This window comes from Halogeometricum sp. S3BR5-2 (genome assembly GCF_031624635.1).
GTDB lineage: Archaea > Halobacteriota > Halobacteria > Halobacteriales > Haloferacaceae > Halogeometricum > Halogeometricum luteum.
In genome coordinates this window covers 39,745-59,636 of sequence record NZ_JAMQOQ010000007.1, presented here as the reverse complement: position 1 = coordinate 59,636, position 19,892 = coordinate 39,745, and the positions used below count along the sequence as shown (strand labels likewise).

General features: G+C 56.5%; 19 protein-coding genes and 6 pseudogenes. 9 read left to right on the top strand and 16 right to left on the bottom strand.

From position 1 onward, the window contains the following. The first annotated feature begins 230 nt into the window (after positions 1–230). A complete protein-coding gene (locus NDI79_RS20840; protein ID WP_310930614.1) occupies positions 231–905 on the top strand; it encodes a helix-turn-helix domain-containing protein in 675 nt (224 codons plus the stop codon). Then, positions 902–1,606 carry a nucleotidyltransferase domain-containing protein gene (locus NDI79_RS20835; protein ID WP_310930613.1) on the top strand — a complete coding sequence of 235 codons (705 nt, stop codon included), beginning with the start codon at positions 902–904 and terminating at the stop codon, positions 1,604–1,606. Before NDI79_RS20840 ends, NDI79_RS20835 begins: the two co-directional genes overlap by 4 nt. Positions 1,607–1,701: 95 nt before the next feature. Here the strand turns inward: NDI79_RS20835 and NDI79_RS20830 are convergent, their stop codons facing one another. The 3 genes and pseudogenes from NDI79_RS20830 to NDI79_RS20820 form a co-directional block, all read right to left on the bottom strand. After that, on the bottom strand, positions 1,702–2,898 hold the full coding sequence (locus tag NDI79_RS20830) for a Cdc6/Cdc18 family protein (protein ID WP_310930612.1): 1,197 nt from the start codon (positions 2,896–2,898) through the stop codon (positions 1,702–1,704). A 563-nt stretch (positions 2,899–3,461) separates the two neighbouring features. Further along, positions 3,462–3,797, bottom strand: a pseudogene (locus NDI79_RS20825) (nucleotidyl transferase AbiEii/AbiGii toxin family protein); the annotation flags it as partial. Between the two features lie 5 nt (positions 3,798–3,802). After that, the gene (locus NDI79_RS20820) at positions 3,803–4,633 is read right to left on the bottom strand and encodes a type IV toxin-antitoxin system AbiEi family antitoxin domain-containing protein (RefSeq protein ID WP_310930610.1); all 831 of its coding nucleotides are present in this window, start codon (positions 4,631–4,633) and stop codon (positions 3,803–3,805) included. Between the two features lie 144 nt (positions 4,634–4,777). Here NDI79_RS20820 and NDI79_RS20815 point away from each other — a divergent pair. The 3 genes and pseudogenes from NDI79_RS20815 to NDI79_RS20805 form a co-directional block, all read left to right on the top strand. After that, positions 4,778–5,109, top strand: a pseudogene (locus NDI79_RS20815) (hypothetical protein); the annotation flags it as partial. Positions 5,110–5,222: 113 nt separating this feature from the next. Then, a complete protein-coding gene (locus tag NDI79_RS20810) occupies positions 5,223–5,525 on the top strand; it encodes a hypothetical protein (RefSeq protein ID WP_310930609.1) in 303 nt (100 codons plus the stop codon). A gap of 497 nt (positions 5,526–6,022) precedes the next feature. Beyond that, positions 6,023–6,700, top strand: a pseudogene (locus NDI79_RS20805) (IS6 family transposase). Positions 6,701–7,411: 711 nt separating this feature from the next. Here the strand turns inward: NDI79_RS20805 and NDI79_RS20800 are convergent. From NDI79_RS20800 to NDI79_RS20790, 3 genes are all read right to left on the bottom strand, one after another. After that, positions 7,412–8,311 carry a DNA-binding protein gene (locus tag NDI79_RS20800; RefSeq protein WP_310930608.1) on the bottom strand — a complete coding sequence of 300 codons (900 nt, stop codon included), beginning with the start codon at positions 8,309–8,311 and terminating at the stop codon, positions 7,412–7,414. A 580-nt stretch (positions 8,312–8,891) separates the two neighbouring features. Then, positions 8,892–9,173, bottom strand: a complete 282-nt coding sequence (locus NDI79_RS23665) for a hypothetical protein (RefSeq protein WP_425499642.1) — start codon at positions 9,171–9,173, stop codon at positions 8,892–8,894. A gap of 147 nt (positions 9,174–9,320) precedes the next feature. Continuing rightward, positions 9,321–9,497 carry a hypothetical protein gene (locus tag NDI79_RS20790; RefSeq protein WP_310930607.1) on the bottom strand — a complete coding sequence of 59 codons (177 nt, stop codon included), beginning with the start codon at positions 9,495–9,497 and terminating at the stop codon, positions 9,321–9,323. Between the two features lie 297 nt (positions 9,498–9,794). On the opposite strand from NDI79_RS20790, the gene NDI79_RS20785 reads away from it, so the two are divergent. Together NDI79_RS20785 and NDI79_RS20780 are read left to right on the top strand one after the other, a co-directional pair. Beyond that, entirely contained in the window at positions 9,795–10,694 is a 900-nt protein-coding gene (locus tag NDI79_RS20785) for a PhzF family phenazine biosynthesis protein (RefSeq protein WP_310930707.1), read from the top strand. Positions 10,695–11,311: 617 nt separating this feature from the next. Then, a complete protein-coding gene (locus NDI79_RS20780; RefSeq protein WP_310930606.1) occupies positions 11,312–12,304 on the top strand; it encodes a hypothetical protein in 993 nt (330 codons plus the stop codon). 244 nt (positions 12,305–12,548) lie between these two features. Here NDI79_RS20780 and NDI79_RS20775 read toward each other — a convergent pair whose 3' ends face one another. Continuing rightward, positions 12,549–13,358: a hypothetical protein gene (locus NDI79_RS20775; RefSeq protein WP_310930605.1), complete on the bottom strand. Its 810-nt coding sequence runs from the start codon at positions 13,356–13,358 to the stop codon at positions 12,549–12,551. A 227-nt stretch (positions 13,359–13,585) separates the two neighbouring features. On the opposite strand from NDI79_RS20775, the gene NDI79_RS20770 reads away from it, so the two are divergent. Together NDI79_RS20770 and NDI79_RS20765 are read left to right on the top strand one after the other, a co-directional pair. Next, complete coding sequence (locus NDI79_RS20770; RefSeq protein WP_310930604.1) at positions 13,586–14,509, top strand: helix-turn-helix domain-containing protein; 924 nt, start codon at positions 13,586–13,588, stop codon at positions 14,507–14,509. 43 nt (positions 14,510–14,552) lie between these two features. Continuing rightward, positions 14,553–15,317 carry a DUF6036 family nucleotidyltransferase gene (locus tag NDI79_RS20765; RefSeq protein WP_425499646.1) on the top strand — a complete coding sequence of 255 codons (765 nt, stop codon included), beginning with the start codon at positions 14,553–14,555 and terminating at the stop codon, positions 15,315–15,317. Positions 15,318–15,431: 114 nt separating this feature from the next. On the opposite strand, the gene NDI79_RS20760 is transcribed toward NDI79_RS20765, so the two are convergent. From NDI79_RS20760 to NDI79_RS20720, 9 genes and pseudogenes are all read right to left on the bottom strand, one after another. Beyond that, a complete protein-coding gene (locus NDI79_RS20760) occupies positions 15,432–15,605 on the bottom strand; it encodes a glycine zipper domain-containing protein (RefSeq protein WP_201740252.1) in 174 nt (57 codons plus the stop codon). 114 nt (positions 15,606–15,719) lie between these two features. Next, positions 15,720–16,361 (bottom strand): class I SAM-dependent methyltransferase, encoded by a 642-nt coding sequence (locus tag NDI79_RS20755; RefSeq protein WP_425499641.1) that lies wholly within the window; start codon positions 16,359–16,361, stop codon positions 15,720–15,722. 32 nt (positions 16,362–16,393) lie between these two features. After that, a pseudogene (locus tag NDI79_RS20750) lies at positions 16,394–16,772 on the bottom strand (DUF7558 family protein). After that, a complete protein-coding gene (locus tag NDI79_RS20745) occupies positions 16,772–17,062 on the bottom strand; it encodes a DUF8069 family protein (RefSeq protein ID WP_310930601.1) in 291 nt (96 codons plus the stop codon). The pseudogene NDI79_RS20750 and the gene NDI79_RS20745 overlap by 1 nt, the downstream one beginning before the upstream one ends. A 177-nt stretch (positions 17,063–17,239) precedes the next feature. Further along, on the bottom strand, positions 17,240–17,809 hold the full coding sequence (locus NDI79_RS20740) for a hypothetical protein (protein WP_310930600.1): 570 nt from the start codon (positions 17,807–17,809) through the stop codon (positions 17,240–17,242). Beyond that, positions 17,806–18,174, bottom strand: coding sequence for a hypothetical protein (locus NDI79_RS20735; protein ID WP_310930599.1), 369 nt, complete (start codon positions 18,172–18,174; stop codon positions 17,806–17,808). The genes NDI79_RS20740 and NDI79_RS20735 overlap by 4 nt, the downstream gene beginning before the upstream one ends. A gap of 102 nt (positions 18,175–18,276) precedes the next feature. Next, positions 18,277–18,657, bottom strand: a pseudogene (locus NDI79_RS20730) (DUF7558 family protein). A gap of 23 nt (positions 18,658–18,680) precedes the next feature. Continuing rightward, a pseudogene (locus NDI79_RS20725) lies at positions 18,681–18,946 on the bottom strand (DUF8069 family protein). Between the two features lie 199 nt (positions 18,947–19,145). After that, a complete protein-coding gene (locus NDI79_RS20720) occupies positions 19,146–19,829 on the bottom strand; it encodes a hypothetical protein (RefSeq protein WP_310930598.1) in 684 nt (227 codons plus the stop codon). Between the last annotated feature and the right edge of the window lie 63 nt (positions 19,830–19,892).

Genomic DNA, 19,892 nt, shown 5'->3' with positions numbered 1-19,892 from the left:
AGTTTGTTCGTTACTCCAGAGGGATCAGACCCTCTCGGAGTTCACCGAGCTCATTCATTGCAATTAATTCGTTTCACCCGTTTCGTTCGTTTTTCTCGATGCATTCGTTTCTCGGTGACGGCGTCTGTGAGGTAAGTCCCTGCCGGCAGTAGGAGAGAACGGGGAAGCGTCAGCAGAATTGAGCCACTAGTAATTCTTTTAACTGTTACCTGATTATTGGTAACCACCAGATGTACGAGGTACTCGATGACACGGCGGCGCAAATCATCCTCGCCATCGAGAATGGTGACTCCATCCGTCGTGTCGCACAACACCTCCATACGCCGTACGAGACGGTGAGACAGGCCACCAATCGGCTCGAAGACGCAGGCTACGTCAGCTATGACGACGGCCTCTCCGTCGTCGACGAGCGCGTGAGAGACGCCGCACGTGAGCTCGTCGCTGCCAGCGCCGGCGTCAGTCCGCCCTCGATTGAAGAGACCTACGTCATCCCACAGTTCGGAGACTGGCCGTTCAGCTTCACGCGGATCGACGCCGTCTACGTATGGACCCAAGGCGGCTACCAGGTCGGTCGCAAGCCCAACGACTATCCGCTGTTCCTTGCTGTCCGCGAGCAAGACGTCGACGACTGGGAGGTGTTTTTCGAGTCGTTCGACCTCCCCACCGCATTCGAGCGACAACCCCGAGACAAGTTGGACGGACCGCTACAGATCGTCCTTGAGCCACGCCCGTCACTCAACGTCAATCACGTCGAAGGGTACCCAGTGATCCCGAGAGCTGAGACGATCGAGTATATGCGCGAGAACTACGCCCAGTTCCAGTCAGCGCTGGCGATGCTTGACCGGATGTACGAAGACCTTGACCTCGGTGTCACGTATCGAGAGACGGAACGGGCACAGATATGAGCTTCAACAACCGAAGTGACGCACTCATCGAACTGCTCGAGGAACTCACGCGAGCGGAGCACGAGTACGTCCTTGTCGGCGGCTACGCTGTTTCAGCGTTCAACGCACGCTTCTCCACAGACCTCGATATCGTCGTCGCACCCGACTCCAAGGCTGAATTCGCCGAATTCCTCGAAGGACAGGGCTTCGAGGAAACGGACAGCCACGCCAAAGAATGGTTCTACGACACCGAAGTGATCGAGTACGAAAAGCGACTCACACCACAACAGCCAATCGGATTCGATCTGCTGGTGAACGGCCTCGGGTGTCGCCAAACGGAGGCACAGTGGTCCTTCGACTATCTGTACGACCACAGCCACCAGCAGGAGGTAAGCGGGGGGACGGTGACGACGACAGCCAGAGTCATCGATGGGGCGGTCCTCGTCGCAGCAAAACTCCACAGCGGCCGTGAAACGGACCTACGGGACGTCTTAGCAGTCGCTGAAGAACTCGACCTCGACGCTGTCACGCCCCATCTGCGGCGAGGAGACGACAATGCGTTACGGGAGCAGCTTGAGCGTGGACTAGAAATCTTGGAGAGCGACGAACTCAAGCACGGATATCGGAGTGACTTCGGAGCCTCAGCTGTCTCAGAAGGAACGGTCACTGCCCTTCAAGAGTATCTGTCTTCACAGATTGGTCTCCTGAGCGAAAAGCGGTAGTAACTCGTGGCTCAGAAATAACCACAAAATCTCATCGATCTCGGGTTATTTCAACAGATCCGGTTGAGCAGTCAGCATAGATTCTATTCTCAAATTCAGGCAGATTTACACGCTTCGATGACAAGCTCGGGCGCATCGACAAGCTGGTTCACTGCATGAGCCCCCTTCCCTTTCCCCCGACCCTTCCGGTCCTGCTCGATCAGTGAGAGAAATGCCAGCTCGGAGAGGAGGTCGCGGACACGACGGATTTTGAGCGGGTCAGTCCCCTCGCGTTCACAGACGACTTTGTACGCTGAATAGACCTGTTTCGAGGGGATCACAGCATCGGGTTCACTCGATTGTTGCATCTGGAGAGCGAGTGCTTGAAGCAGATACTTCGAGTGTTCGGGTTGCTTCCCGATGAGTTCGGCGAGTCGTGCCTCTTCTTCGCGTTCGTGGGCTTCATCGACGTACTCGGCGCGGACATGGTTGTCACCGTGTTCGTCGGCGATCTCCCCGGCGTATCGAAGAATGTCGATTGCCTTCCGGGCGTCACCGTGTTCTTTCGCTGCGAGGGCAGCCACCTTCGGGATCACCTCGTCATCCAGAACACCCTCTCGGAACGCATCCGCCCGCGATGAGAGAATCTCGCGGAGCTGATTCGCGTCGTACGGCGGGAACACAAAATCGCGCTCTGAGAGGCTTGATTTGACGCGCTCGTTAAGCGATTCCTTGTAGCGGATTTTGTTGCTGATCCCGATGATGCCGAGCGTGCTGTCATCCACCTTCCCGGCTTCGGCCGCACGCGAGAGTTGCATGAGGACGTTATCGTCTTCGAGCTTGTCGATTTCGTCGAGAATGATGATCCCGACGTCCAGGCGGGCGTCGAGAATTTTCCAGAGCCGACGGTAGTAGTCGGACGTCGAGACACCAGATGCCGGGACTGTTATGTCCGTCTCATCGGGATCGTTGAACGACTCGGCGATCGTGCGGACGGTCTGTGTCTCGGTGGAATCTTGAAAACAATCGACGTACGCGACGCAGACGTTAACGTTATTCTCAGTGGCGGCGTCGGTCAAATCCTGCGTGATGTACTTTGAACAGAGACTCTTTCCGGTGCCCGTCTTCCCGTAAATCAACACGTTGTTCGGCGTCCCTCCGCGTTGGGCGTCCTTGATCGCGTTCGCGAGGTTACTAAGTTCCTCTTTCCGACCAATAATACGGTCACCTTCGGGGAGATGACTCACACGCAGGAGTTCCTTGTCTGCAAAGATGGGATCGGGGTCCCCGAAGAATGACTCCGTGTCGCTCATGGGATGTTCCACTCAGGGAACCTATATCAATCTTCGGCACCGGATTGCCGCTGTAAACGTCACTTACTCCAGTTCATCCGATAAATTTCGGCAATATGGGCGGTATTACTCACGGTTGGGGAATCTCATCCTGATACCAGACCCCACATTGCCGCTGTAAACCCGGGATTGACGACTGTCCCACACCCCACGTTGCCGCTGTAAACACGAATCCCGTATGACCTCGAGATGAAGGAAAGGGTGCTGTCGATAATTGTCTCGGAACGGTTGTCTACTGAGCGATATCACGAGAGAGACAGCAAAGAGATAAGTAGCAGTTCGTGTTTTCGACGCCAAAACACCATGGCGTCTTAGCACGCCAAAATTGCGGTACGGTAGCGAATGACTCTCAAGATAATAAAGCTATTGATCAGACCGCGACCGATGTTAGCTTGCGTTATTGAGGAACAGCGTGATTTCTTGGATCTGAGGCTGCTTCCCGTAGTCTTACAGCGGCAACGTGGGGTGGGGCGCGGACCCGTTGGAACAACTCTTGGAGCAGACGCTTACAGCGGCACTCCGGGGTAAGTAGGATAGTGCTCCTGCCGTGATTCGTGGTGTTCCCGGATCGTGAATTCGATCCCGGAGCGGTCGGTGACTGTCTCGAGGAGCGCTCGCAACTCATCTTCCGACCCTTGGTATTCCCCCTCAACACCGAAGTCGAGGTCCTCAGAAAACCGCCACGATTGCGGGAAGTACAGTTTGCTCAACGCGGTGCCACCCTTGAATAGGAGATTCTCACCATAGTTGCTCGTGAAGATCCCCCAGAGCAGCCACGAATTGACGTAGTTCTTTTCGGCGTATCCCTGCCGGACGCCGAGTTTCCGGGCGAGGACGCGGAGTCGATTCTGGCTGATCATCGCAGTTAGGACTCCGTTGGCTTGAGCATCGCTGGCTCGACGTTGATCCGGAGGTAGTACGTACTGTCGGTGGGCCCCCTCTTGGGACGCGTAGGGTCAATGAGAGAGTAGCCGCTAGTGAACGATTCGACGAGTACCTCTCGGGTCGGGAGGTCGATTCCAAGTTGGTCGGCGAGGTAGACGATGCGTTTGGTCGCGGCACCGTTGTCGAGACGGTCAAGATACTCACCGACGGTCCGCCACGAACAGCCCTGCTCGTCGGCGGCCACCATCGCCGCCGCGAGTTCGCGAATCCCGCCACAGAATTCGGGGTGGTCCGCACAGTCGACGAGCGTCTTCTCGAGGTCGCTGATGTGGACGGTCGTCCCCTCGATAGACGTCGGCTCGAAGCCGAAGAACTTCCGCTCAGTGACCGTCGTAACGCGATAGGGAACGCCGTGGATCTCTCGGCTTTGGGCTCGGGTCAGTGTCACGACGTAGACCGTCCGTGGGACTTGCTCGGTCAGTCCATGGTGACTGAGGGCGCTGTAGTAGCCGATATACATCGGCTCAGCGACGTGGGCGGCAATGAGGTATTCGTGCGTCGTGTAGATGGCCTCCTCACCAGCGGCGAGTGGGATGATGAGATATCGCCCGGGGAGGAGTCGGTCGAGCCAGCCTTTCTCGGCAAGGCGGGAAGCGATCTCCCGGGCTGTGTTCGAGGGGACCTCGAGCGTCGTCTCGATGTCGTCAATCGAGATGATCTGGTGACCCTCTGAAGCCAATCGCGATAGCAGGCGACTCTCCCGAGTTGAAAGCCCTGCTCGCTTACTTTGTGTTTCTTCTATGGTATTCATACCTACGTTCCGTACATAAAGTACGAAATGAACTGGCATTAGCCTTGTCACAGAGGGCGGGCGTTGAACGAGTTAACCAACAAGACAGAGTGAAGGCCGATTGTTGGTTAGAACAGGAGCACTCGACCTAGCTGTCGACGATATCGAGAATCTCTTGGGCGGTTGAACCGTGTTGTGGATCGCCTCAACTGACGTACCGACGCGTATGTCTTCCGAACGGTCGATATCCGTTGTGAGTGGGACCACAGCATCCAGAAATTCTGCTTAATCGCCGATATTGTGACGTACCTCGTCGGGGTCGCCGAGAAGGACCCGAGTGATTTCCTCGTCGAGCAGGGATTACTTGTCGGTACGACTGAGTACTTCTCGAAGGACCACGTCCTTAAGCGGAGTATGAGGACGAGAAGTGTCTGTTCGACTGGATGCAGGACGGTGTCTTCGATCTATTTGACCGTGAGGCACGGCTATATCGCTAACGTGCCAAGGATGACCTTGTGAGTGTCACTGATGAGCCTCCACACCGCCCTGCAGGGCTCAAAGATAGCTCCTGACCGGAGCTACTTGTATCCGGGAAACGTAGATTACGACAATGAGTGAGGATGAGCCAGCGAAGCACTGCGAACTGGCCGAACAAGTGAATCTACTTGCAGCACTCAAATCCACAGTAATCGAACATCTGGACGTTGACACCCACCGCGTTATTGCGATCTATCAGAGCGCAGTACTCATGATCATCGTCACTGAGGGACAGATCACCTCAGCGACGGCTATCGATGTCGAAATCTGGAGTCCACCACCGTACGACCCTGATTACGAGCCCAGTGAGATTCTTTCGATGTTTATTGACTGCTTACCTGCAGTCACTGCCATCTCAGAAACTGAATCGACATGAATTCGACGACTGGTAGCTGAGAGTGTATTCTGCACGGACCCATTTGACACGTCACTTCTATCCCGATACGAGCTGTTGGAGTGCCGTCCGAACCCAGTATTCTGTCTCTTTGTTTTCGACGTGCTCTAAGGCATTTCTCAGACTGTCTTCGGCAGCCGCGTTTTCACGGGCCATCAAGCAGGATAGCGTTCTCCCATGCATACCAATTGTGGCCAACAACTGAATCACCTCGTAGGGAATGATTGCTGGAACAAAAACGGATACCAGCCGATCATTGCAGGTCAGTCTGATGACTCGACGTCAAGCTCGAACTGTTGATTCTCTACTGGTTTGTTCAGTACGATCGCAGTTGAAGACTGCCGGACAGTCGCAGCGTTCAGTAGCTGCTTAATCGTCTGATTGACGTCCTCTGTGTCACGAAATGTGCCGATACCAATAATATCGAATTCGCGGCACTGTCTAGTTAAGGAGCGAGCAGGTCGAAGAGCTAGTGTTCTATGCTACTCTCAAACCTGCTCAAGCAGAGTTTGGACACAGCTACGCTTGAATGTTGGCAGCGTGGAGGCGGACGGCGAACGCCCTGACGGGCGTCGCCGTCCGCTCCCGCTGCCGGTCTCTCGCTCAGGGAAACAGAAGCGATACTTCGCTTGATCGGCGTAGATCGCTCGTTTCAGGCGATTTTCCAGTGGGTTCATCGGCTGGCCGACAGCGTCTCAGACCCGCCTTCGGCTTCGCCGAAGCGGGTCGCGGTCGACGAAACCGCTGTCAAAATCAACGGTGAATGGTCTTGGTTGTACGCTGCAATAGACATCGACACAAAATTACTTCTCGACGTACAGCTGTTCAAGCGACATGGCATCGATCCGGCGGCTGCGTTCCTTCACGGAGTCGTCGAGAAACACGATTGCGAAGACACTCTGTTTCTGGTCGACCAGTTCGGCTATCGGACTGCCCTCTCTCGATTAGGATTGAGCGGTCGGGTTGACTATACGGACCGAAACCTCATCGAAAAGTGGTTTCACACCCTCAAAATGCGAGTTGACCGCTTCCATAATTCGTGGGTGGGCAGTCGGCTGAGCGTCCGCCAGTGGCTTGCACTGTTCGTTCATTACTATAACGTTCAACGACCGCATCAAGCGCTCAATGGACGAACGCCGGCTGAAGAGGTTAACTAGACAGTGCCTTTACAAAGCAGTTATAGTACTAATTAGGGACCTAGCTGAGCAAGCTAGTATAGAAGGTAAAGAAAAAGAATTCGTATCAGGAATCGTAAAATCGATAGAGTATTCGAAGGTAAATCACCCAGTATTCGTACAGAATGTTATAGCCAATCTAGAAGACGTATATGGTCCGAGGCGGATCCAGAGGCTAATGCGGGAAACCAGAGAAGAATAATAAGCAAAGAAAACACTCAGAAGGGAGTCCGAACCAGCTGGCGTATTCTATCTCCTGCTACCGGTTTCGCATTGATGGTCTTGAATCTGCTCTAAAACACCCCCTTTCCACAGACTGGACACTACTCCTGCAGCGGCATTGGGGGTAGGTCGTCTCAGGCGTCCAGAGCGACTTCTAGCTGTGCTTTGACAACCAGAGGGTCATTCGTCTGGCTCCATGGAGGGGGACGCAAGCCGTTCGCGGGCGGTGAGGGTGTGTTCTTCGGATATCGTTGGTTCGAGGGATACTTTGTCTGTATCCTCGCCCCTCGTAGGGCAGATAATCACAGTCACCTCGCAATAGCGAGTCGTTCTCCCCATTAACCTTATTCTCTCCAAGTTGAGGATACAATCGTGGCTGCCGGCCGACTACAGGAGGCTAGGAACGGAGGGTGGAGCGGTGGGGTCTGGGTCGGTCCGGCACTTAGTAAAAAAGAAAACCGCGATGACTGCCTACACTTCCCACCACCGACCGCGCTCGGGGAAATACACGGTGCTCCACCCCGTCAAGGCCACGGAGACGCGCCCGTTGTACCAGTTCTTCGCTGCTCCGTGAATCCGAACGCACTCGCCCTCTTCAATCCACGGCTGGTCGCTCGCCACCCAGCTGGTGAACTTCGTTTTCCCGCTCTCATCTTCGATGAGTCCCACTTGGGAAATCGCCGAACTTGATGGCTCCCACAGCTGCGTCACAGTACCTTCAATGCTCACCTCCTTGCGATTAACCTCCTCGAGCTTCCCAATGGGAACTACCTGTCCCGGCGCCGTCTCCAATTCCTCGAACACCCCGACGACTGCACTCGTCAGGCTCTTCCCATCGGCCACGGCTTCACCCAGCCGCCGCCCGATCGCCGCTCGCGACCAACCATCCAACTTCTCGGCTAGCCGCATCGACTGCTTATTTACCGCTGCCAACTGCTCCTGCGTCAGTTCTGCACGAGGATCGTTTCGCTCCGGGTCGGCCCACGGATCCACGCTCGCGGCCCGTCTTTGGAATTCAGCACGTCGTTCAGCACTCCGCTTTGCCGCGATATCTCGCGTCCGCTTCTCTCGACCTTCTTGCGTGCCCAGTTCGGCTTTGGCACTGATACACTCCAGTTCAGCCTCCCGCGCCTGAATGCGCTCTTCCTGTTCGAGCGTCGCACCGTAGATCCGCTCATCACTGGTGTCGACCATCCCGTCCGGGTGGTTCGCATCCACCTTCGCCTGCGTCTCCATCTGCACCGTCGCTTGGAACTCCGGCGTTTCATCGACGACTTCGAAGCCGTCCTCGTCGACCGCCGCTTCGTCCGTGTTCCCGAATGCCTGTTCATCGACCGAAACTACTTGACTGGTGACGTTCTTACTTGACATTGGAGTCACACGCTCCTGAAGGCGCTCACGCGCCCGACACCGCGATGCCTCTACATCGCGGTTCTTCGTATCACAACGACCGACAGACCCGTCTACGCGCTCTCGCTCGCGCCTTCGCGAGCGCCCCCTGGGGCGCGAGCGAGAGCGCTCGGAAGAGAGAGGCACAACCAGCACCGCGCGCCGTCTCACCGAGCACAGCGAGGTGAGGCTTGGAAGACGAACGGAGTGAGTCTTCCAGCGACCCGCCCGGAGCGAGCGTCCAGCGGAGAAAGCGTGGGGGGTGAGCAGCCACGCCGCGCAACCCCCCGAGCTTTCCCGCTGGCGTCGAGGGCACATTCACTTTAGCCCGGCAGCCCGCCCGCTACCGCAGGCAGGCAGCCCGGAATGGTCGGTCGCGAGCGACGCGGAGGTCCCGTGAACGGAGTGAGCGGGACGTCGGTGAGCTTTGCTCACCGGCAGGCGGAATGCGGCGAGCGGTGCGAGCCGTAGAGTACACACCAGCCAGTCGTTGTAGGCTACTGCTCGTCCGAGAAACCGACGCTGAGTCGTTCTAGGATACTGTGCTCTTCCGCCTTTGTGGCTACCAGAACGGCCACCAATCGTTACGCGCCGCCGAGTACTCCGTTTCGGACGGGATACTCTCAGACACTTTGGTCGTCAACTCCCACATCTCGTCTTCTAGGTCCGTCAGCTCGTCGCGCCCGTCGGCTTGGTTCCCCCAGTAGCCGGGCGGGTTGACCTCCTGGTCGGGTTCCTCGACCGTCTCGAAGAACGACCGCCAAGCGGCGTCGTTGACGCGCGTGACCTGCTGGGTCGTCGCCGACCCCCAACACGTCGACGTACTCGTCGTAGTAGCCGTCACAGTCCCAGACGCTCTCGCCGGCGAAGAACTGCTGCCGACGGGCGTACGTCAGCTGGTTCCAGAGGCTGGCTGATGCATCGAGGAGGTGTCGCAGGACGGCCTTGTCTTGTTCCGACTGGGGGACGACCTCGAAGGTGTTGGTCCGCCTCATTGCTTTGACTCACCCCACATTCGGGGCACGTAGCCGAGGTGTTCGATGTCGTCCGCGTAGTCCCGAAGGAGCCCGATCAGGACGATTTCCGGAACACCGTTCTCAGCCTGTTCGACTAGCCACTCCTCCAGTTCGACTTCGGCCACTTGGATCTCGTTCAGTTCGACCGCCATCGGTTACCGCGCCTCCTGCTGACGGTACACCTGTCGCTGGTGGTGGTCTCGCATCTCGAATCACCTGTGCTGTGCAGGCACGACCGAGCGCGCCTGCACCCTTTGCAGGCGCTCAAAACACTACCGGACTAAACAGTTGAACCAAATGTCATAGAAACATACTACGCTTGATTTATCAGGTTTCTACAGCCCGTAATTAGGAGAGTAGAAAGCGCACTCCGAGTAAGAGAGACCGGTGAGACTCGCCCTGACGAGACTACTTATCATCCAATCTCTGTAAGTAAATACGTGAGCAGTATGGGTGACATCCGTTATGATATCGTTGATGTCTTTGCACAAAGCCAATATACGGGGAATCAACTTGCGGTTGTACAACCAGAAGGTGAAATGAGCGGCGAGGAAATGCAGCGGATCGCGAACGAATTCGACTACTCAGAGACAACATTCATCGACCCAGATGGAAGTCATGCGGACGGATTCGAGGTCCGCATCTTCTCGCCCACGACAGAACTACCGTTCGCCGGCCACCCCACGCTCGGTACGGCGTACGTTCTCCGAGAGCGGCTCGGACTTTCCGATGATGAACTAGTGTTACACGAACAAGTCGGCGCAATCCCCGTTTCAGTCGAAAAAACAGCTACTGGTGAAGAAATCTTACTAATGGAGCACCCGGAACCAACGTTCGATGAAAAAATTGAGCCTACGAGGGCGGCGGACGCGGTTTCCCTACCAGCTGACGTTCTGGATGACCAGTTCCCAGCCCAGATTATCTCAACTGGCGTTCCGACACTAATTGTGCCAGTTGAATCGCTGAGTGCGGTGAAGGAGGCCGAGACTAATGATGAAGTGTATTCGGAATTGGTTGATCAGCACGGATTACGGAATCTCCTCGTGTTCGCTCCGGAGACGTACGAACCAGAAAACGAGCTCAACGTCCGAGTGTTTGCAGAGTTTTTCGGTATCCCTGAGGATCCTGCCACTGGTGCTTCGAATGGGTGTCTCGCTGCATACCTTACTGAACACCAGTACTTCGACACGTCTGAGATCGACGTACGTGTCGAACAAGGATATGAAGTGAACCGACCCTCACTACTGTATCTACGTGGGCAGACAACTGCAGATTCGATTCAGGTAGAGGTCGGTGGGCGAGTAATTCCGACTGCGACTGGGACTCTCGTCGAATCGAATAGCCTCTAAACTGGCTCCGATCTCATTCTCTGCTGTATCCTCAGCTAAAGATCAATCAGTAGGTGGTGAGCAGCCACGTCGCGCAACCCCCCGCGGTTACCCGCTGGCGTTGAGACCAGATTCATTTTAGCCCGGAACGGGCGCGGGCGGTGCGGAGAGCGCCCGCATGCCCGGAATGGTCGGTCGCGAGCGACGCGGAGGGCGGCAGCGGCGAGCGGGGCGGGCCGTAGAGAACACCGTTCAACCACTCTCGACGCTCAGTTACCCAGCCGACATCCTGGTGGACTCAGAAAGGGCGAGGCCGTCTCGGTCGTCCCCCGGCCCCGCAAGCACCGCAGGCACGAGGAGCGCAGCGGGGTTCCCGTGAGCGAAGCGAACGGGAGCAAGCGGGACTGCGTCTCGCGTGGTCGCAGGATGCCGAGCGGCCGAGGGCTTTCAAACAGAATCTATGCTTGTGAGACGAGAATTGCTACTCACCGACAACCTCGGGTTATTCCCCGATCAGGACATCTACACCTGTCGGTGGTACATCGAGTCAATTCTACTGGCTAGCGAAAAACGACTCTCAACTAGCGGCTTGGGGAGCAAGATACTTCAGAATATGTGATAATGTACCTATCATCTCTATGGGGAGCGTCGATGGCGATTCTGTTTCAGACATCGTGTTCCAGCGCTCAATCTCTGAACAGTTTGGTGCAGAACTTGCGATTGGACCTGCACTTGCACTGGCTGTTGGGCAGATTCCATCATCAGGCTACAGACAGACCCTGCTTTCAGTAGCGATGGTGGTGCTGGTCTTCTCGTCTGTCTTCAGATTTCTTGCGTTCACAGATCGATTTGCCGACCCAGAACGGGTTTCCAGGCTTACGGTTCGGCCTCTCCAAATTAGTGCCATAATTTGTCTGGTACAGATTGTCCAGTTTGCTAGTATCGAATTTTCAGCGTTTGTTCCCAGTATTGAGACAGTTGGCCTGAGTTTATTGATTACGCTACTCGGGACCGTTTTGTTTATACTCGGGTACGAATCGGTATTTCAGACGTACCGGTTCAGTTGGGGCGTTCTGTACTACGTCAAGGTGGTTTCTATCACCCAATCTATTGGTATGGATTTGGGAGACGTTGATGCAGTCACCGAATTCATAAATTCTGAGGACTCGATTTGGGACTCGATGAAAACCGCGGTTTCACTCCTTCTCATTCAAGTTCTTCGGGCAGTCTATGTTTCTGTGGCTTACTTTCTTCTACGAAACTCAATCCCAGAAGAAGAGGACAATCCGTACATCGATGAGCTTCAAACTTGGGTTGATACTCACCGTGACCAGAAACCGATCAGTGATCGAGTTTCTATCGGTTTTGCACTCGGAATTTCGGGTATGGTGGTCTTCCCGGTTTACTTCGTTTTATCGTGGACTCTTTCATGGATTCTTGGACCGGTCCTCACCGTTCTCGGGGTGGTGGTTGTAATGAGGCTTCTACAGCACGTAGTCAACGTCGCGTACATCTCCTTTGGCGGACTCCGATATGATCAGGTACTCACTACGAACGCAAGATCAGTGGCTATCGATGCCATGTATACGCTTGTTGTCTGGGTGATGCTAGTCTGGCTTCCATTCGGTTAATTGACTTACTCCCGATTCGATTTACTACGTGCGCCTAGTCACCTACCTAACCAGCTGTTTCACAGAGAGATCTATGGAATATTGGGCGACAACATTAACTCAAATTGACGGTCGCGTGCGACATGGAGGGCGGCAGCGGCGCTGCATGGTAGGCCGTAACAAAGAACCTGTTCAACCGGGCCCGACGTTCAGTGATACAGCCGACATTCTGGCGAACTCAGAGTACGAAGCAACCTGTGGCGAATCAAGGTGGAATATCTAATCCAGGGCCGTCACCACCTGATTCAACCGCTATATTACAGGCTATCTCAAGTGATTCAACGAGTGCGTTTACATCCCCTTCGCTAGAAATCACGCTTCTGTTGCCGTGCATCACCTTGTTTCGATACTTCTCAACAGTGTCGAACGCCTTCTTACACTGAGTCTTTGAGGAGAACCCCAATTGATTGAGGAGGTCCTCGTTACCTCGAATAACTTCTTTCAGGTCTGCGATGGACATGAACTCAACGGGATGAAGATTCACGTTCTCATCGACAGCGTTACGCCATCGACCTATTGCGCCTCCTCTTGGACGGATATCTTCGTAGACTTCCTGGAGTTCTTCAACGCTGTACTCAGCTTTGATTAGATCAGCAACTGCTTTCGCAGTCTCTGCATAATAGGTGAACAGGAACTCCTTCGCAGTTCTTGTATTCAAATCTGCAGCTGTGACGATTTTCCAGGAGTCCGGGTCGGGATGGGTAACTAGTGCAAATGGGTACTCAGTCAGGATATTGATACAGTGCAGCATTATCTCATTGTACCTGACGCACTGTTTCTTATTGGTAGAGCGGACTTCGCCGGTCTTCATCTCGTAGTATTCGAGTGAACGGTATGGCCTGAGAGGTGCATAGTCGTACCCGTTCTCTTCAAGCTCGTTGACGAGCTCCGCCATCACTTCATCTTGGCCAAGTTCATTCTGGGCAATGAAATAAATCTCAGAAGCAAGCTCCTCTGCGCTGCCTTCGCTGGGATAGCGAATGTAGTCCTTGACCTCCTCTTCGTTCCAATACATATGCAAGAACGGTGGGACGGGACATGAAAATACTATCTGTCGGTCTGCATTTAATCAAGCAGATTCTTCTTCAGCTCTGCGTTGATTATGCTTCATTCACATCATAGAAAAGCCGATGCCGAGCGGCCGAGGGCTTTCATCTGTTGTGCCCACGTCTTCGACAAAGTCAGCTCTGCGTTGCAAAATACCGAAGTGATTTATATATTGGTTCGCTAGTATGCAACAGGATGCTCACAGAAGGTGAAGTTCGCGCCCTTACAGTCCTCCACGGTGAGCAGATGGTCTCTGAACTCGCGACGAATCTCGATCGGAGTCTCAGTTACACCTCAGAACTCGTCGAACGCCTCGAAACGACTGGCCTCGTAGAGACACGCCGACAGGGGAAAACAAAGCGGATTCGACTGTCGGACGCGAAGGCACTCGAGGTACTCACGAACCTCACCCAGCAGTATTCACACATCGACTGGCCGGAGCTGTTGTCAGGGGCAGCCCTCCGTGTGTGCTACTACCTCGACACCCCACGGACAGCGACAGAACTCGCACGCCGCGCCGACGTCCACCGAAGCACCGTCCACCGTGCGCTTGCCCCGCTTCAGCATCGCGGAATCGTCTACCAGACCGACGACGGGGCGTACGCACTGAATGACGGCTTCGAACAGCTGAGCGTATTCGCTCGTGAGCTGGCCCATCACGTCCACCGCCAGACTGTTGAAGAACAGACCGACACCTACACGATTCTGTGGGAGTCCCTCGACGAGTTCCTTGTCCAGACGCCGGCTGAAATCGCCGACGAACACTTCATTCCGACAGGTCCAGACCAGTTCCAGCGATACGGCCTCCCGCTGTTGGCACGTGACCGCAGACACTACCTCTATTCGGAGGCGATGAGCGAGCTCTCGCCGGAGATGTTGTGCTGCCACATGCTCGTGATCGATTCGGGCGCACGAACGCAGTCATACTGCCTGCTCTTGCTCAGTCACGTCGACATCGACCGCAACGAACTCCGAACCCAAGCCACCAAGTACGGCGTTGACGACGTCGTCGACGACCTCTACACGTATCTCGAAACCAGCGGTGCCCAGCGGACGCCCCGACTTCCCGAGTGGGAAGACTTCCAGGAACTGGCTGATGAGTACGAGGTGACGCTATGAGGGCGCGATTTGATAGCGCTACATCCGGTCGGAACTCGAGCGCATCGGCCAGCAGCTGGACAACCCCCTCACCGTCTTCTTGATTGGTGGTGGGTCGATGGCGTTTCGCGGACTCAAAGAGACGACCAAAGACATCGACCTCATCGTCTCCTCCGGCGACGATCTGAGTCAGCTAAAGGCGGTGCTCCTCGAGCTGGGATACGATATCGTCCGGGAGCCGGACCAAGAGTACGAAGAACTCGGTGCCCAGCGCATCCTCGAGAACGATGACGGGTGTCGTATCGACATCTTCAACCAGCAGGTGATCGGCAAGCTGATTCTGTCTCCAGGCATTCGTGAGCGGAGCGAACGCTATCTCGATCCTGGGAATCTCGTGGTCGACCTCGTGAGTCCAGAAGACATCTTCCTGTTCAAAGCGGTCGCCGGTCGGGTGGACGACATCGAGGATGTGTTCTCGTTGATGCAGACCGGCCTCGAGTTCGACGTCGTCGAAGCGGAACTCGAGACGCAGGTCGAACTCTTGGACCAAGAGCTGTTCGTGACGTACGTCAACGAAGCGTTGACCGATCTCACCGAACAACACAACGTGACGACACCGTTGCACGGCCCTGTGGCGGAGATCACCGCACGCGTCTACGAAGAGCTCGAAGTGCTGCACGCGCTCGACGAACCGAAATCGGTGACTGACCTACAACAGGAACTCGACTGGCCCGCAGCGGACGTACAGGAGATTGTGAGGCGGCTGGAAGAGAAAGACGCCGTCGCGGTAACTGATGGGCGCGTAGAACGTCGCTCAACGACGATCTGACCGCGAGGGGGTAGAACGTGAGGGCTGTGAAAATCTGCTGAAACCCTCTGATTATGACTGGAAGTGCGTGATACATACAGGACGCGAATTCATCAATTAGAGATCATACCTCCCCTATTCTCGATTACTTAAACCAGCCCCAATTGCGGCACCAAGTGCAACGCCGAGTGCAATCCACAGTCCAAGATTATCCGTAGCAGCACCAATAGCAACGCCGATTGCGATCCCGATCGCCATTCCTGCCCCCATCTCTTTCCCGCTTACTCCTGACTCACTGTCCTCACTCATCTATCACCGCTTGACTGTTGAAGGTGGTAAGCCCACCGTCGTACTGAGCAAATCAGTATCTCACTTCGGAAGTGCCGTACGGCTGAGTTTTCGACAGAGGCTGCCGATGTGGCGCTACTGGGTGGCGATGATGACACCGACCGACTCAGTGATGATATCGATATCGGTGATCGTGAAGCCTGCATCCACGAGGAGATTTGCGACGGTTCCCATCGGTGGCAACGTCTCGTACTCGCTTGGGGACTGCACCGGCGCGAAGCGCATCTTGTCGGCGATCACTACGCACCGCGAATTCAGCGACGCGAGACCGCCGATGGCGGCGCGTAATTCGTCCTCGCCCCCTTCGTCGTAGGCCATGTAGAGGGCATAGCTGGCGACGACGACGTCCACCGGTTCGTCAACGTTCGGTTCACGGAACGACCCGTGGCCGAACGAGACGTTCTCTATACCGCGCTGCTCAGCCTTCTCACGGGCGTACCGGAGCCACTCGTCGTAGATATCCCGCCCTATCACGTGGTCACACTTCGACGCAAGTTCGAAAGCGACGATACCGGTACCCGTACCGATGTCAAGCACGATGTCGTCGGGCTCGATAGGCGCGTGTGCAAGAAGATACGACAGACACCGCTGGTATACCTCGTCTGCCTCGCTGTCCGCATCGTAGTCCATCGGGGTGTACCCGTGAGAATAGCGTTCCGTGTCGGTCATCGGTAGGGCGAGTAGGCTGTGCTGATGGATAAGGGTCTCAAGAATCATCGCTGACACGTACGGCCGACTACGACTCTGTATCAAGACTCACTAACGAGATGGTCGTCTAGGTCGCGAGTCCAGTACGTTGCGGGACCACCGGGACAACATCGCGCACACAACTGTAGTGGACCTTCTAGGTGGCCGAGTTCGACACGGAACCGTGTGAGCCGGGCGGGACCTTCGGTCCCGCTGGAAGCCGGCGTTTCACGCCGGCGACGCTGCAAGCGCATCGACGACGAGACCACAACTATCGCAGGCGTGGTGGTCACGATCGTCGGGATCGGGATTCGACTGGATCGCGCAGTCGACGCAGATCGGGTGTGTGACTCGTTCGTCTTTTCCTCATGTATGTGCCTCCCCCACACCTGTACCGGGAATCGAATCGCAGAAGGCACAGCCAGCGAGCGTCTGTTGCATCACTTTCCTCCCTCGTCGGTGTCGCGAGCGGCGGTCCAGCCTCGATGGAAGACCGCCAGTTGGAGAATCAAGTCAAATGCCTCGTCGCTTGGCTCGTGGACGAGAACCCGTTCGTCGGGGATGGGAGTGACGACGTCGTCGTCGACGAGGTCATTGACGAGGGAATGGGCTCTCCCGTCGTCGATATCCGCTACTGTGACGCGAGCAGCATCTTGATCCTGTGCGACGAGTTCCGCTTCAAACAGTTCGTGGTCGGCTGATGCATCGTCGAGTTCGTCTGAACCTGGCATAGGAATCACGTCAGCGCGTATTGACGCGCCTCGGCCCCTCAGGCGCGGACAAACTACTCGCTGCCACGCCGTTAACCAACGCTGCGAAGGACTACGACTCTTTGTTGGTTAACTCGCGGGGGTCAGAATTGATGAACGAGCTTCATGCGGAGGGTGTAGGCGTGGTCCACTGGATAGCTACTCGTCGAGGCGCTGGAGCAACTGCGTGACGTAGGGACTGTTCTCCCAGCTGCGATGCGGGCTAATCGTCGTGATGAGCGTTCGGGCCTCCTCGTGGCTCATGTGTCCATTCCGAGCGTAATCCACGATGAGCCGAGGCGTCGGGACGATCCGCGGCCCCTGCAGTACGGCGTGAATCAGCGGGAAGTTCGTCCCGCCGAACTCGTCGGTGAGAAACCCGTCGACATCGAGCGCGTTCGCGAGCACAATGCCGTCAGTTTCGCCGTCGTCAAGGCCGAACGTCGGCCGCGAGTCTGGCGTCTCGTCGCGCTCGTAGGGATCCTCAACCGTGTAGTGGTTGTGGGCTGCGAGGACATTGTTCGCAGCTGCGGCGTGAATATCCTGATACTGCGTGATGTCGCGGAGCTCCGCGACCACTTCTGGCGGCACGAATACGTCACACGATGTGAACAGGTACTGCAGCGGGTCGGGAACGTCGGTGTGGACGGTCGCGTCCGCACGAGGTACGGCGAGACTGACAAGCGCACTCGTGTCGGCGATGACTGTCCGCAGTCGCGGCCTACTCATCGCTCGTCGTCGTCCACAGTCTCGACCGTCGTCGCACCGTCGCCGTAAATGTCAACGTCAGTCGGCGCTGCGAGATCGAACGGTTCGGCCTCGAGATCCGCTTTGAGAAGCCGAAGCCGCTGGGCGGTCTCGGCGCCAACCAGCTGCTTGACCGTCTCGAACTCGAGTTGATCGTCGTAGTACTTCGTCGCCACCAATTCTTGGAACGTCTCGCTGTCGGCCGTCTCGTCGATGTATTCGCGGATGGCCTCGACGAGGACGTCCGTCCGGTCTTTGTCGAAGAGGTCCGCAATCGCGTCGAGACGCTCGACGAGGTACTCCGGCGACTGGAAATGGACTCGTCGGGGTTCATCTCTCGCGCTCATTCTATGTGTAAATTTTGCACATAGCCCGATAACGGTTTCGGTGATACATATCGCTTGCACACGCATGTAGCTGACCTGTTGGAAGGGGCTGGTCGCCGACTACTACGGTGTGGCTTCCCAAACAAGATGCTTGTCGGGGTCGCCGTCCAGTACGTTGCGAGCCCACCAGGACGACAGCGGACAGAGGTGTAGCGGGCCCTCGAGATGTCCAAGTTCCATGCGAAATCGCGTGAGCCGGGCGGGACCGGAGGTCCCGCTGGAAGCCGGCGCTTCGTGCCGGCGACACCGCGAGCGTATCGACGACAAGGCCACTGCGATCACAGGCGGGGTGATCTCGGTCGTCGGGATCGGCCCGGTCTTGGACGGCGCAGTCAACGCAGATCGGATGTGAAACCCGTTCATCTTTCCCCCAGGTGAAGGCGGCGCCCGCTCCGACTTGGGAAGCGTATCGCAGAATGCACATCCCGAAAGCGTCTGCTGCATTACGGCGTTTCCTCGGCGGCATCCTAGCCAGCTGTCCACCCACGATGGAAAACGGCGAGCTGTCGAATCAAATCAAATACCTCGTTACTCGGTTCGTGAATGAGACCCGCTGCTCGGCGACTGCCGTCACAACACCGTCGTCGACAAGGTCACTGTCGATCTGTTGCGCCGTCGTCTCATCGACGTCCGCCGTCGACACTCGGGCCGCATCCCGGTCCTGTGCGAGGAGGTCGGTTTCGAGTTGTTCGTGATCGGCTGCCATATCCTCGAATGCGTCTGGATCAGTCATGTGAAGTCATGTTCCGGCACGCTCGTAGGCGCGCCTCGCGCCTTCGGATGCCGACAAACCTCAACGAGAGCGGTATGAGTGGTCAGATTGGAGCGGGAGGGTTGTTGAAACCCTCAATAACTGATAGCACTGACGTGGGAACTAGAGAGGGTGTATTCAGCAACCCGCCCGTGTTCGTCTTACACCGCCGTCGGCCGAGTCACTCCTCACGAAGGAACGTAGACGCTTCACGGCGACCCGCGCGTAACAGGAGGATGCCGAGGCCGACGAACCAGACGATCTGCGTGAGACCGAAGATGCCACCGCCGACCTCACCGAGTGCCGGAATGGCCGAGAGGATGCCTACCGTGCCGACCACGAGACCGAAGTAGTTCAGCACCCGGTGTAGTGCCCGCGTCCGTAGCGCGGCCACGCTCACGAGAAGCGTCCAGATGCCGCCGACGATTTCGTTGCCGCCGCCTAGCCCGTCGATAACCGGACTGACCGCCAGCCAGACCGTCGTCGCTCGGGCGGGGTCAGTGCCGTAGAGATCCACGACGACGCCCGTTCCGATGTTGGCGACCATCCCACTAGCGATGACGAGCCCGGCCCAAATCAGCCCGAACGCGGTCGTCGCCCCCATCAGCATCGGTGCGTCGGTCTTGAGGCGCGCGTGGAGTGACAAGACGAGCGCTACCAGAACGACGCCGAAGACCACGTAGATGAGTAGGTACATCGCGTACAGACTCGTCTGGTTCGCCACGAACAGTTCGACCTGCTGGAGCGGCGCGGTAACGTTCGCAAAGTCAAGGACGACGAGGAAGTACACGATGCCGGCCACGTAGATCGCCGCCTCGGTTAGCGCTGCCAGACCACCGACCCGCAGGTAGTTCCACCGACTCACACCGGCCGGCCGCTCAATACTCTCGACTGCTTGGTTAGTAGACGATGCCACTTTGTATCACTG

What these genes read in the sequence shown, in the direction of transcription:
- NDI79_RS20740 (WP_310930600.1), bottom strand. Translation starts at nt 17,809, where the DNA reads ATGAGTAGGCCGCGACTGCGGACAGTCATCGCCGACACGAGTGCGCTT.
- NDI79_RS20760 (WP_201740252.1), bottom strand. Translation starts at nt 15,605, where the DNA reads ATGAGTGAGGACAGTGAGTCAGGAGTAAGCGGGAAAGAGATGGGGGCA.
- NDI79_RS20735 (WP_310930599.1), bottom strand. Translation starts at nt 18,174, where the DNA reads ATGAGCGCGAGAGATGAACCCCGACGAGTCCATTTCCAGTCGCCGGAG.
- NDI79_RS20755 (WP_425499641.1), bottom strand. Translation starts at nt 16,361, where the DNA reads ATGATTCTTGAGACCCTTATCCATCAGCACAGCCTACTCGCCCTACCG.
- NDI79_RS20830 (WP_310930612.1), bottom strand. Translation starts at nt 2,898, where the DNA reads ATGAGCGACACGGAGTCATTCTTCGGGGACCCCGATCCCATCTTTGCA.
- NDI79_RS20800 (WP_310930608.1), bottom strand. Translation starts at nt 8,311, where the DNA reads ATGTCAAGTAAGAACGTCACCAGTCAAGTAGTTTCGGTCGATGAACAG.
- NDI79_RS20835 (WP_310930613.1), top strand. Translation starts at nt 902, where the DNA reads ATGAGCTTCAACAACCGAAGTGACGCACTCATCGAACTGCTCGAGGAA.
- NDI79_RS20745 (WP_310930601.1), bottom strand. Translation starts at nt 17,062, where the DNA reads ATGCCAGGTTCAGACGAACTCGACGATGCATCAGCCGACCACGAACTG.
- NDI79_RS20810 (WP_310930609.1), top strand. Translation starts at nt 5,223, where the DNA reads ATGAGTGAGGATGAGCCAGCGAAGCACTGCGAACTGGCCGAACAAGTG.
- NDI79_RS20790 (WP_310930607.1), bottom strand. Translation starts at nt 9,497, where the DNA reads ATGGCGGTCGAACTGAACGAGATCCAAGTGGCCGAAGTCGAACTGGAG.
- NDI79_RS20820 (WP_310930610.1), bottom strand. Translation starts at nt 4,633, where the DNA reads ATGAATACCATAGAAGAAACACAAAGTAAGCGAGCAGGGCTTTCAACT.
- NDI79_RS20840 (WP_310930614.1), top strand. Translation starts at nt 231, where the DNA reads ATGTACGAGGTACTCGATGACACGGCGGCGCAAATCATCCTCGCCATC.
- NDI79_RS20770 (WP_310930604.1), top strand. Translation starts at nt 13,586, where the DNA reads ATGCTCACAGAAGGTGAAGTTCGCGCCCTTACAGTCCTCCACGGTGAG.
- NDI79_RS20775 (WP_310930605.1), bottom strand. Translation starts at nt 13,358, where the DNA reads ATGTATTGGAACGAAGAGGAGGTCAAGGACTACATTCGCTATCCCAGC.
- NDI79_RS20785 (WP_310930707.1), top strand. Translation starts at nt 9,795, where the DNA reads ATGGGTGACATCCGTTATGATATCGTTGATGTCTTTGCACAAAGCCAA.
- NDI79_RS20780 (WP_310930606.1), top strand. Translation starts at nt 11,312, where the DNA reads ATGGGGAGCGTCGATGGCGATTCTGTTTCAGACATCGTGTTCCAGCGC.